Annotated in this window: 8 protein-coding genes; 7 read left to right on the forward strand and 1 reads right to left on the reverse strand. The window is 55.4% G+C overall.

Features of this window, described 5'->3' with window-relative positions; all coding sequences use genetic code 11:
• The first annotated feature begins 163 nt into the window (after positions 1-163).
• From AC0QHF_RS19375 to AC0QHF_RS19395, 5 genes are all read left to right on the forward strand, one after another.
• Entirely contained in the window at positions 164-2617 is a 2454-nt protein-coding gene (locus AC0QHF_RS19375) for a DUF4347 domain-containing protein (RefSeq protein ID WP_324705889.1), read from the forward strand.
• Between the two features lie 351 nt (positions 2618-2968).
• The gene (locus tag AC0QHF_RS19380) at positions 2969-5089 is read left to right on the forward strand and encodes a hypothetical protein (RefSeq protein WP_324705882.1); all 2121 of its coding nucleotides are present in this window, start codon (positions 2969-2971) and stop codon (positions 5087-5089) included.
• A 596-nt stretch (positions 5090-5685) separates the two neighbouring features.
• Complete coding sequence (locus tag AC0QHF_RS19385) at positions 5686-5976, forward strand: PEP-CTERM sorting domain-containing protein (RefSeq protein WP_324705883.1); 291 nt, start codon at positions 5686-5688, stop codon at positions 5974-5976.
• 280 nt (positions 5977-6256) lie between these two features.
• The gene (surE, locus tag AC0QHF_RS19390; RefSeq protein ID WP_324705884.1) at positions 6257-7066 is read left to right on the forward strand and encodes a 5'/3'-nucleotidase SurE; all 810 of its coding nucleotides are present in this window, start codon (positions 6257-6259) and stop codon (positions 7064-7066) included.
• 300 nt (positions 7067-7366) lie between these two features.
• Entirely contained in the window at positions 7367-7765 is a 399-nt protein-coding gene (locus AC0QHF_RS19395) for a hypothetical protein (RefSeq protein WP_324705885.1), read from the forward strand.
• On the opposite strand, the gene AC0QHF_RS19400 is transcribed toward AC0QHF_RS19395, so the two are convergent.
• Entirely contained in the window at positions 7762-9465 is a 1704-nt protein-coding gene (locus AC0QHF_RS19400; RefSeq protein WP_324705886.1) for an ArnT family glycosyltransferase, read from the reverse strand. The two genes, AC0QHF_RS19395 and AC0QHF_RS19400, sit on opposite strands and share 4 nt — an antisense overlap.
• Positions 9466-9635: 170 nt before the next feature.
• Here AC0QHF_RS19400 and prfB point away from each other — a divergent pair.
• Positions 9636-10758, forward strand: a protein-coding gene (gene prfB, locus AC0QHF_RS19405; RefSeq protein WP_324705887.1) for a peptide chain release factor 2 whose coding sequence is annotated in 2 segments (ribosomal slippage) — positions 9636-9707 and positions 9709-10758 — 1122 coding nt in all. Because the reading frame shifts where the segments join, the coding sequence is not laid out codon by codon here.
• 151 nt (positions 10759-10909) lie between these two features.
• Positions 10910-11521, forward strand: a complete 612-nt coding sequence (locus AC0QHF_RS19410) for a hypothetical protein (protein WP_324705888.1) — start codon at positions 10910-10912, stop codon at positions 11519-11521.
• The last annotated feature ends 258 nt before the right edge of the window (positions 11522-11779 follow it).

The following is an 11779-nucleotide window of genomic DNA, read 5'->3' on the forward strand; positions in this document are numbered from 1 at the left end:
ATTTGTAAAATTGTCTGGCCCCCAAACCCCCAATACTGGGGGCTTTGAGTCGATCAATTTTTCACGAATCATTTCACACTGCTATAGCCCGGGTGCAGATCCCATTCCCCGCCCCGGAAGCGGGAAACCGTCACTTTATATCAATATCCAGGACACTTCTGTGATGCAACCTAAATTTGATACGGCCCAAACCCTGCCCGAGTCCACCCCACTCGTTTTTATTGATGCCGGAGTGGAAAACGCCGAACAACTGATTGAGGGCGTGATTTCCACCGCCGAAGTTTTTCTGCTCGAAAAAATGGCCGATGGGGTCGAGCAAATCAGCCGAGTTTTGCAAGGGCGTCGGAATGTCGGCGCAGTCCACATCATCTCCCACGGTGCCCCCGGTTGCCTGTATCTGGGCGACGGCGAACTGAGTTTGGACACCCTGAACCGCTACGCCCCCCAACTGCGGCGGTGGGGTGCGGACAACCTGCTGCTCTACGGTTGTCGCGTCGCCGCGGGGGATGCGGGGGAAGAATTCGTCGCCAAATTGCACCAGTTGACCGGAGCCGAGATTGCCGCTTCCAAGTCCCTGACGGGAGCCGCTTTCAAAGGTGGGAACTGGGAGTTGGAGGTGAGGACGGGCCGAGCCGAGTTGCCCGAAGCCTTGACTCCCGAAGCGATGGGGAGTTATCAGGGCGTATTGAACACGATTTCAGAAACCGAACCGAACAACACCATCGCTACGGCTCAGTTCCTCAATCCTGGCGACTTCAGCTTGACTTTAAATGCCGATATTCAAGCCTACGATGGTACGAATATCTCGACGACCATTCCTCATGTTTCGATTTCAGGAACTGGTGGTGGCACTTTTGATTATTATCGTTTTAATGCCGAACCTGGTACATGGAGGTTTGACATCGATGACAATAATTTTGACACGGAGTTATTTTTGTATGACACCAGTGGCAACCCGCTCGCAGAGAGCGATGATAACACCGAAACTGGGCATACGGGAGGTAATTTCCCCTCATACATAACATACAATTTTTCCGCAGGTGGTTATTATGTAATCGGGGTAGGGAGGATTGGATCGTCTGGAGAACCTGGAGGTATCACAGGAATTGCACCAGAAGCAGGAGACACATACACGCTGCACATATCTGGTAGCCCTGCTCCTATTAATGCGCCCACCGACCTCACCCTCGATGTCAACAGCATCGATGAAAATGTGGTCGCAGGTGCGGTAGTCGGCACTTTCTCCACCACCGACCCGGATGCAGGAGAGAGCTTCACTTACACGTTGGTTGCCGGTGCCGGAGATACCGATAACGGCGCCTTCACCATCAGCGGCGGTCAACTGCAAATCAACAATTCCCCGGACTTTGAAACCAAGTCGAGTTACAGCATCCGAGTGCAAACCACCGACTCGGGGGGGCTGATTTACGAGGAACAATTCACCGTCAATATCAACGACCTCGACGAAGATCCCCCCACCGACCTGACCCTCGATGTCAACACCATCGATGAAAATGTGGTCGCAGGTGCGGTAGTCGGCACTTTCTCCACCACCGACCCCAACGCGACGGATACCACCTTCACTTACGAGTTGGTTGGCGGCGCCGGAGATACCGATAACGGCGCCTTCACCATCAGCGGCGATCAACTGCAAATCAACAATTCCCCGGACTTTGAAACCAAGTCTTGGTACAACGTCCGCGTCCGCACCACGGACCCGGGCGGACTCAGCTACGAAGAGGGCTTCATCGTCAACGTCAACGATGTTAACGAAGCCCCCACGGCCGTCACCCTCAGCAACGATACCGTTAACGAGAAGGTAGCCGCAGGTACGACGGTGGGACGGTTGGGGACCGCCGACCCCGACGCGGGGGATAGCTTCACTTACAGCTTGGCCGGGGGAACCGACGACGCCGACTTCACCATAGAGGGCGATCGACTCAAAATCAATACTTCCCCCGACCACGACACCCAGGCGACTTACAGCATTAACGTCCAAACCACCGATTCGGGCGGTTCGGAGTATACCGAAACCCTCACTATCAACGTCAACGACATCGGCCAGACTTTGACGGGTTCGGGAATCCTGCGGGGTGGCGTTGCCGATGACAACCTGACCGGGGGCGCGGGTCGCGATCGCCTCTACGGTTACGGGGATGACGACATCCTCAACGGCGGGGATGGGGACGACCTCCTCTATGGCGGAAACGGAGACGACGAGTTGAATGGGGGCGCGGGTCGCGATCGGCTTCGCGGCGATGCAGGTAACGACTTCCTCAACGGCGGGGATGGGGACGACCTCCTCTATGGCGGGGATGGAAACGACGAGTTGAATGGGGGCGCGGGTCGCGATCGCCTCTACGGGGACGCCGGGAGCGATCTGTTTGTCCTGCAAGAGGGTATGGGCCGGGATCTGATCTACGGCTTTGAAGATGGCGTCGATACTATCCAAGTCTTGGATGGTATGGGAGCCACCGTGGACTTCAGTGCCCTGACCGTCACCGCCCGCAGCAGCTCGACTTTGATTGAGTACAACGGCGAAACCCTAGCCACTTTGTACCGGGTCGATGCCTCCCTGATTGACGCCGGCGATTTTCTCGGAGCCGGCCTCCCGTAATCAACCTCTGAATTGAGTCCGCTCTCGGTTGGGTGAAGCTGAATCACATAGCCCTTGTTGGGTTCCGTTGCACTCCACCCAACCTACTACTCCCAATTTTGCGGTGCATCAATTTCCATAATTGATGCACCCTTGATGATGATTAATTTTATCTCAAATTATTTTGCAATTTAACAGTTATTTTATTCGTCCGGTCACGGCTGAATTGATGACGAAAAAAGATATGAACGTTCCTCATTTTATATTTCCCATTTTGACTTCTCTACTTGCCGTCACTTAACAATGATTGCCCTCCTGAAATCCATCCCCAACCCCACTCGGAAATGTGTCAAATCATACAACCGCACGCTTGTGGTTGCCTTAACCATCCTCAACCTAGCCGGCTTCTCCCCAGCCCCGGCACAAACGCCGAACTCGTCTACTTCCGCAGCGGACCTGCAACCCCCATCCTCCAATTTGGCATCCGAACCCGAACCCCCAAATCCCGGATTAAACAAAACCCCCAAACCCTCTCCTCCGCCCTCGGACCCCCACTATCTCATCCCCCCCCGCGTCGCTCCAGACGACCAAATTAGCACCCTGACGACCTCTTTACTGCTCAACGATGTCCCCATCAGCCACCTGACCGAATGGCAGGTGAGCGGCGTGCAAGCCTTCGCTAATACCACAAATAGCGACATCGTTTTGGATGGTACTTTCAAACTTCATAGCGAGGTCATCGAAAGCCTCAGCCGAACCAATATTTATCGAGTGGACCAGCGGGGGACTTACTTGCAACTGCGGACAGTTCCTCTAGAAAGAAGGGTGAAAACCACCACCACCGAACCCCAAACCATGAACGGTTTGGAAATTCAAATGAGTTTGACGGGCGCCTGTTTTTTCCCCGATGCTCCCAGTGAGGGACAGTGTACTTATATGCCCGGGTTAGTTATCGATCGCAACAGTATTGACCCGGAATTGTTCGTGCCGACCCGCGTATTTCAAACCTCCCAAGTCGGGGATGTTTTGGAACCAGAAACCTTCGCGTTCATGCAGCTTCCCGGTTTCCAAGGGGGGACTTCCAGCCAACCCATCGGGGTGGATTTTTACTTCCCAAATTCCGGCGCCTTTCCGGGAAACAGCCAATCTCAAAGAGCCGAAATCGACCGGGAAGAGGAAATCGACTATACCATCGCCGGGACTTTTTCTCGGGTTCGCCAGGTGGTGAAAGCCAACGATACCGAAGCAGTTCTGGGGCGCACGATTCACGGATTTACCCTATTTTGGGATGATGAAAATCGCTGGCTAAATACAGTTATCCAAGCCGGGGCGCAGTTTTTGCCCGACGTCATCCCCGACCTGGAAGGGAGCGAAAATCCCGCCAATACCAGAATTAACCGCAACTTATTTTTGGCTCCAAATAATACCCGTTTACCGAGCGGCAGTTTTACGATTTATTCGGCCGGACTGGGGCGGGCGGAAAGTTTGACTCCCGACATCCAAAGTGTCAGTGAAATTCCCCGGGCGGGTTATCACAGCGTCTGGCTGGGGCTGTCCCCGGTCATCGATCGCAACTTTGAAGACGATCGCATTTTCTACCAGCCCACCGGCCCCCAACGGGCGATCAGTCGTGCCGGGGCGGAGGGGGGAGAAGATGCAAATGTTGAGTTATTATCTGCCGTCAATCAAGACCTATTTTCTACCGCCAATTTACAAAACTTTTACGCCCAAGTTTATTTAAGTTTTTTGCAGCAAGATGTAAACTTCATCCGCGAAAGTATTTACAGAGAAGAAATGCAATATTATCCCCACCTCAGTTTAACCGGAAACTGGACGGGAAGTCAAGACATTTTCCGCTACTACACCGGGGTCATCGCTTCGGAAACCCTCAAAGTTTACCTGGGGGCAGATTATACCCGAACCACCACCGACGGCTGGAGTTTTCGCGGGGGTGCGATCGGCTATCTCAACCCCGATCGCGACTATTACAGCCAAATTTTCGGCGATGTCGCCAAACGGTTTCGCCTCGGAAAAAACGCCAATTTTACCGTTTCCGGTTTCTTCAATTACGCCATCGATCGCGAAACCCGGATCGGCGATATCGTCAGCATTTCTCCGGCCAGCGAACTGGCGTTGTCGGGCCGTTTTAACTGGGGTATTTTGTCCCTCGGCGTGACCAACTATTTCGGCGATATCCTCCCCAATTCCTACGACGATCGCCTGCTGATCGAGTTCTCCGTCCGTCCGGTGGATACCCTCACCCTGTCCGGTTATGTGGCGCCGATCGATAAAACATCGAGCCGCTCCCTCTACGGCGCCACCGTCTTTTGGAAGCTGAAAAACCAGCCCAACAGTCCCACCCTTTCGGTGAGCTGGCAGTATCAGGAATATGATTATGGAAACGACGTATTTGGAAATAATCTGTTGGTGACGGACAATATTTTTACGATCCTTTTCCGGGTGGGAAATCCCGCCAATCCATTTCCCCGTTAAAGTTACAGGCGATCGTGGGGGCGAAGAAACCGGGTTTCTAGGAGCGTTTTTTGGGGGGATGAGAGATGGGGGTAGAAACCCGGTTTCTAGATGTCGGGTTGGGGATGAAGAAACCGGGTTTCTAGGAGCGTTTTTTTGGGGGGATGAGAGATGGGGGTAGAAACCCGGTTTCTAATTTCTCCGTTAATCTTACAGGCGTTCGGGGGGCGATCGCTTCTCAAATGAGGGCTAATATGGCCACCAGAACTCCGGAAATTTCCGTATTTTTATGGATCTGAGGGTATCCCACAGTTATCAGAAATGAAATGATCCGGATTTTTACGCAAAGTTTACAAAAATTTTAAGAACTCCGGAAGATTTGTAAAAATCTCATAAAATCCCGCCCATTGAGTTGACATCAATCCGAAGTTTCGATTAAGTTGGTTATCAAGTCTTCAGACGAGAGTTCCCAAGGGCAGCCATTAACCCAGAAGAAGTTCGAGCCGGGTGCACCAGCCAGAGTCGGGGCCCAACTCAAAAAATTCAAAATTTCGTCCCCGCCAACGTATTCTCAGTAGAAAGCACACGATTAACAAGTTCAACTCAAAATCAAAAATATGAAAAATCGTTTTCTCGCCCTCGCGGGTGCCTTGTCAATTCTCAGCACTGTGGCTGTTGCTCCCAAAGCCCAAGCTCAAAACATTTATCCTTTTCTTGGGTTCCCACCTTCCGTAGACGGTTCCACGATTGATACGTCTGAACCCGATTCCGCAACCGTGTACGCTCAAGCTCAAGGTACCCCCATTCAAGACGTTCCCGAACCGATGACAATGATCGGTTCTGCGATCGCGGTCGGATTTGGCAGTCTGGTTCTGAAGAAAGGCAACCCGAAGAAATCTGCCAAGTAACAGACTCCCATCGCCAACCGATCGGGATGGCGGGGATTCTCAAAACCCCCCGAATCTTGATTGCCGGTTGTTCAATTAGAGGCGATCGCATCGATGTTCTATCGATGCGATCGCCTTTTTTTGCTCGGGGTGGGGGCGAAGAAACCGGGTTTCTCTGAGCGTTTTTTCGGGGGGATGAGAGATGGGGGTAGAAACCCGGTTTCTAGCTATCCGGTTAAAGACGATCGCCACCCCAGCGCCCAATTCGAGATAAACTGGGACAGAGGATCGAAACTTGTCGATGAAACTGTTACTCAGCAATGATGATGGCATCTTTGCCCCCGGCATCCGCGCCCTGGCCGACGCCCTGGCCGACGCCGGGCACCAAGTGAGCGTGGTGTGCCCCGATCGCGAACGGTCCGCCACCGGCCACGGATTGACCCTGCACCAGCCCATCCGGGCCGAAAGGGTCGAATCTGTCTTCCACCCCGCCGTCAAGGCCTGGTCCTGTTCAGGGACCCCCTCAGACTGCGTGAAATTAGCCCTGTTCGCCCTTTTAGACGATCGCCCGGACCTGGTACTGGCCGGCATCAACCACGGACCCAACCTGGGGACGGATATCCTCTACTCGGGGACGGTATCGGCGGCGATGGAAGGCATCATCGAGGGCATCCCCAGCGTCGCCTTCAGTCTAGCCAGCTACACCGGCGGGGAATTCCACACCGCCGCGGCTTTTGCCCGAACCCTGATCGCGGCGATCGCACAACGCCCCCTGCCCGAACCCGTCCTGCTGAACGTCAACATCCCCGCCCTCCCACCGGAAGAGATTGTCGGCGTAGCCGTCGCCCGCCAGGGCATCCGCCGCTACATCGACATTTTCGAGAAGCGGGTCGATCCGAGGGGAAAAACCTACTACTGGCTTGCCGGAGAACTCCTCGAAGACGTGGAAGAAGTGATCGACACCGAAACCGATACCGATCTACCGACGGATGTTAGCGCCCTCAGAAACAATTACATTACAATCACACCGCTGCAATATAACCTCACCCGTTCGGTGGGCTTGCAAGACCTTGCCGAGTGGGCTTCATCGGTGGGAAAATGGAAAGTATAGCGCTTCGCGCCCGGTGTCGGGTGTCGGGTGTGGGGTGTAGGGAATTGAAACCGCATCTCCCCTTGCCAAGGGCAGTAGAGGTTCTTCCTCCTCACCCAACTTTCAACAGACCGGTGCTCGTTGCTGTATGAGGTGCACTCGCACTTCTCAAACAGGAAGAGGACATTAATTTTTGGCCTTTGGGTGTCAGTCACAGCGGTAGACTGGAAACAGAGAGCGATAGCGGATCTCTACTGTGAACACCAGACGTTACAGACACTGTAGCGGGTCATCAGTTCGTTTACTCACACACAATTATCTATGAATGCTGATACCTTTAATTCTCATTCGGTCACCTGTCCGATTTGCCACCACACCAGCATTTCGCCCTTAGTCGGGATGTTGGGCGGGCTCTTCACCTGTCCGAATTGCCACACCCATCTCGTGATCAGCAAGAGCGGTCATTACGTGCGAGATCCGTTCGCGTTGCAACAGTGGGCGATGGGGCGGATGCTGCGGCGCCAGAGCCATCCTTTGGCTCGCATCGGCCGCGACATCTGTTCGAGGAAGCGGCTGTCTTTGGTGGCGATCGCGGGCAGTATCATTTTGCTAGGTGTCGCCTTGGTGACGACGGAACGGGTCAACCTCTCCGAGAGACAGGCCGATCCCGCCATCGTGGAACCCGTCGAAAGTCAGGATGACACGGAACCATCCCCCTAAAGTTTCTTCAACCCTTCGATGTCGTCGAGGGTGGCGGAACGGGTGACGAGCGTCCACCCCTCGGCAGTTCCCAAGGATTTCAGATCCTTCAATTTTAGGGTATCGAGGGCGGTCTGGTCCAGCAACAAATAGGGCGACGATCGATTGAACCATTTCTGTTGTAGGGTTTGCCGATCGCCCGGTTCCACCCGACGATCGCTGTAAAAGTTCAACGACGGACGGGAGTGGGGATAGGACGTGTAAATCTCGGCCCCCGGCGGGGTGTGTTCCCGGATCAAACTCGCCACAGGTTTGACGGGGTAAGCCTCGCCGAGTTCCCAAACCCAGTAATTCGAGGAGACGAACAGCAACAGGGACAGGTACATCCCCCAGATTAAAATCACCAAAAACTGGCGATCGCGTTCGACGAGCAACAGGGTTGCCACCGCCATTGTCAAAGCCACGGACGCGCAGGCCAATTGCAAGTTGGCATCGCCGGGGGGCACAGAATTTCCCGCGAATGTCCCCCCGAAATACAGGCAACCGACCCAGGCGGCGAAGGCCAGCAGGGAAAACAGGGGCCAGAGGCGATCGGGGCGGGGGCAGGGATCATCCGACTGGCGGGAACGCCGGGTCCGCCGCCAGCGCCCCGTTTCCGAGTCCCCCTCGTACCAAACGGCGGCCAGATAGGCGCCCGTCGCCAGGGCGAAGGCCGGATAGACGGGGAGGACGTACCAGGGGAGTTTGGTGCCCATTACAGAGATCGCCGCCAGGTAAACCCCCGTCCACACCCAAATCAACCGCGCCCAACTCCAGTTGCGATCGCGCCAAGCCATGATCAATCCCGCGAACCCGAACGGCAGCCAGGGCCAGGTGGACTCCAAGATTTCCAGCAGGTAGTACCAGGGCGGTCCCTGGTGGTTTTCCACGGAATCCCACACCCGAAATAGGGATTGATTCAGCAAATTCGCCTGAATGAACGTCTGGCCGTAATGCTGCCACTGGGCGCCGTACCAGAACGCCACGGGAACCAGCCCCAACGCCAACCCCATCCACAGGAATTTCGAGGTCAGCAGGCGGGGGGTGTCCCACAGCAGGAAGCCGAATGCGATCGCCCCCAGCAGCAGCCCCAGCAGCACCCCCTTCGTCAGGCACAGGAAGCCGAAGGCCAATCCCGACCCGAGGGCGTAGCGCAGATCTCGCCGCGATCGCAGCACGCACCCCATCATCAATATCAGAAAAAATAACACCGCCCCGTCCAACATCGCCAGACGCCCGTGGCGGACGACGGGAATCAGCGTCAGGTACACCAAGGCCGAAAAAATCGCCGGGGTGCGGCGGTGGAATAATTCGCGCCCCAGGGCGTACAGCAGGGGCACGGAGGCCGCCGTCAGCAGGGCGCCGGGGAGGCGGGCCGTCCACTCGTTCGCCCCCGCGATCGCGTAAAATATCGCGATCAACCCGTGCACCAGGGGCGGTTTGTTCAGGTACGGACCGCCGTTCAACGTCGGGTGCAGCCAGTTATTTCCTTCCCCCAGTTCCCGGGCGACCTGGGCGACGATGCCCTCGTCCCAATCTCGCAGGGCGACTCCCCCCAGATCGAGGGTGAACAGGAAGACGGCGGCGGCGAACAATCCCAGTACCCAGAGGCGATCGACCTGTCGGGAGGATAAAAGCGTCGGGTTTCGGGGGGTTCCGGGGACAGAAATGGGGCGGGGCATAAATGAGAAGGTGGTGTGACGGTGTTTGGCGCGGAAAGCGGGCCGGAGACGGGCGATTTCGGTCTGTCTCCGACGATTTGACCCTCGATGTCGGGGCGGCGATCGCTCTGAACCCGATTTTTTTGCTACTCTAAAACAGTATAAAACGAAGTTATTTTGTGCCGAACGTGATGGAAGTTGCAGACATCAAACGAGAAATCGAACTGTTGGCGGAGCGCCTGGGTAAAACCCAGGAGTATCTTTGACGTTCCCGCCGTCGAAGCTAAAATTCAGGATTTGGAGCAACTGGCTGCCCAGCCGGACTTTTGGGACGACCAGACCCACGCCCAGAAAACGCTGCAAAATTTGAGCGACCTCAAATCAGCCCTCGAACAGCAGCGAAACTGGCAGCAAACCCTGGAAGATACCGGGGCGATCGCCGAATTGCTGGAGTTGGAAGCCGACGAATCTCTACGACAGGAGGCGGAAACGAACGTCATCCGCCTGAACCGGGAGATCGACCGCTGGGAATTGCAGCAACTCCTCTCGGGTCCCTACGACCGCAACGGGGCGGTTCTGGCGATCAACGCCGGCGCCGGCGGCACGGATGCCCAGGATTGGGCCCAAATGCTACTGCGGATGTACACCCGCTGGGGCGAGAGTCAGGGCTACAAAGTCCACCTCGCCGAACTATCGGAGGGTGACGAAGCCGGGATCAAGTCCGCCACCCTGGAAATCGAAGGCCGCAACGCCTACGGCTATCTGAAGGCGGAAAAGGGCACTCACCGCCTGGTGAGGATTTCCCCGTTCAATGCCAACGGCAAACGCCAAACCAGTTTCGCCGGGGTGGAGGTGATGCCGATTTTGGACGAGTCCATCGAGTTGGACATCCCCGAAAAGGACTTGGAAATCACCACCTCCCGCGCCGGGGGCAAGGGCGGTCAGAACGTCAACAAGGTGGAAACCGCCGTCCGCATCGTCCACGTTCCCACGGGAATCGCGGTCCGCTGCACCCAGGAACGCAGCCAACTGCAAAACCGGGAAAAGGCGATGGCCCTGTTGAAAGCCAAACTGCTGATCGTAGCCCAGGAACAGCGGGCCCAGGCCGTGGCTGAAATTCGCGGCGACCTGGTGGAGGCAGCTTGGGGGAACCAGATCCGCAACTACGTTTTCCATCCCTATCAGATGGTGAAAGACTTGCGGACGGGGGAAGAGACGACGGCGATCGACGACGTGATGAATGGCGAATTGGATGCCTTTATTCAGGCTTATCTCCGCCAAGAAAATCAACTCGTCGAAACTCAGTCCGCCTGATAGATAGGAGGCAAGGGAAGCGGAGGAAGCGGAGGAAGCGGAGGAGGCGAAGACAATAATACATCAATTTCTCCTCTGCCCCTCTGCCCCTCTGCCCCTCCGCCCTTTTCACGGCGAAAATCTCGAATTTGGCAGCTAGAGGATGCTTCCGATGTCCAAGATTTACACCACGGAGGAACTGCTCCAAATTTTACACGAAGAGCGCAAAGCCTGTCTCGACGGGCGACGCCTCAATCTGAAAGCGACTCCCACTGTGGGAAATCCCGTCATCGATCGCTTTTTGAAACCGGAGGGCATTCAGAAGTTTACCGCCTACCAAGATTTCAAGGCGGCGGTGCACCAATATCAGCGGGAAAATCAAGTTTCGGGAATTATTTGGCGGCAGATTAAAGTGGGGGAAAAAACGCTGCGTTACCCGATGGTCGCCGACCAGTTGATCGCGTTGCCGAAAGATTTGGAAGTGCTGAAAACTGCAAAAAATGAGCTGTTGGAATTTTGGTATTCGGCGACTCAAAATATGGATTTGTATTTGAGTTTGAACGGGGGAAAAAATCACCGGCGGATCGAGTTGGGGGCGGTGGACGCGATCGCCCAGCGGACGGAGTGGGCGGGTTTGTGGAAGTGGGAAAAGTCGAATTTTTTAGAAATGTTGTTGCAGTTGGGATGGGGACAACCGGGGGAGGCGGGCGATCGCCGGGGATGGCCCCACTCGGGGAGCGAATTTATCCACGCGGTGCGATCGGGCCAGTCGCCGATTTGTTGATCAAATTACGGTAGGCAGAGGGTGCGATCGCTTTCTCCTATATAGCGTAGCGCGAGCCGCGTGGTTACAGGCCAGGACTGATCAATCTCTCTACTCCCTAGGACCGACTCCCTACTCCTTCCGATTTCATGGGAGCGAAAACCGCTATATTCCCTTTTATAGGTTTTGTATCGCAAGTATCGCGCTCGTGTGTTTACAGTTCGGTTCGTGGAACAGAACCCGAAACTTCCATGTGTCTTGGCGATTTCTAGCCCCTAC

The sequence above is a fragment of the Lyngbya sp. CCY1209 genome (assembly GCF_055795065.1).

Coding starts and splice junctions, on each gene's coding strand:
- AC0QHF_RS19375 (WP_324705889.1), top strand. CDS start 164: ATGCAACCTAAATTTGATACGGCCCAAACCCTGCCCGAGTCCACCCCA.
- AC0QHF_RS19385 (WP_324705883.1), top strand. CDS start 5,686: ATGAAAAATCGTTTTCTCGCCCTCGCGGGTGCCTTGTCAATTCTCAGC.
- surE (WP_324705884.1), top strand. CDS start 6,257: ATGAAACTGTTACTCAGCAATGATGATGGCATCTTTGCCCCCGGCATC.
- AC0QHF_RS19395 (WP_324705885.1), top strand. CDS start 7,367: ATGAATGCTGATACCTTTAATTCTCATTCGGTCACCTGTCCGATTTGC.
- AC0QHF_RS19400 (WP_324705886.1), bottom strand. CDS start 9,465: ATGCCCCGCCCCATTTCTGTCCCCGGAACCCCCCGAAACCCGACGCTT.
- AC0QHF_RS19410 (WP_324705888.1), top strand. CDS start 10,910: ATGTCCAAGATTTACACCACGGAGGAACTGCTCCAAATTTTACACGAA.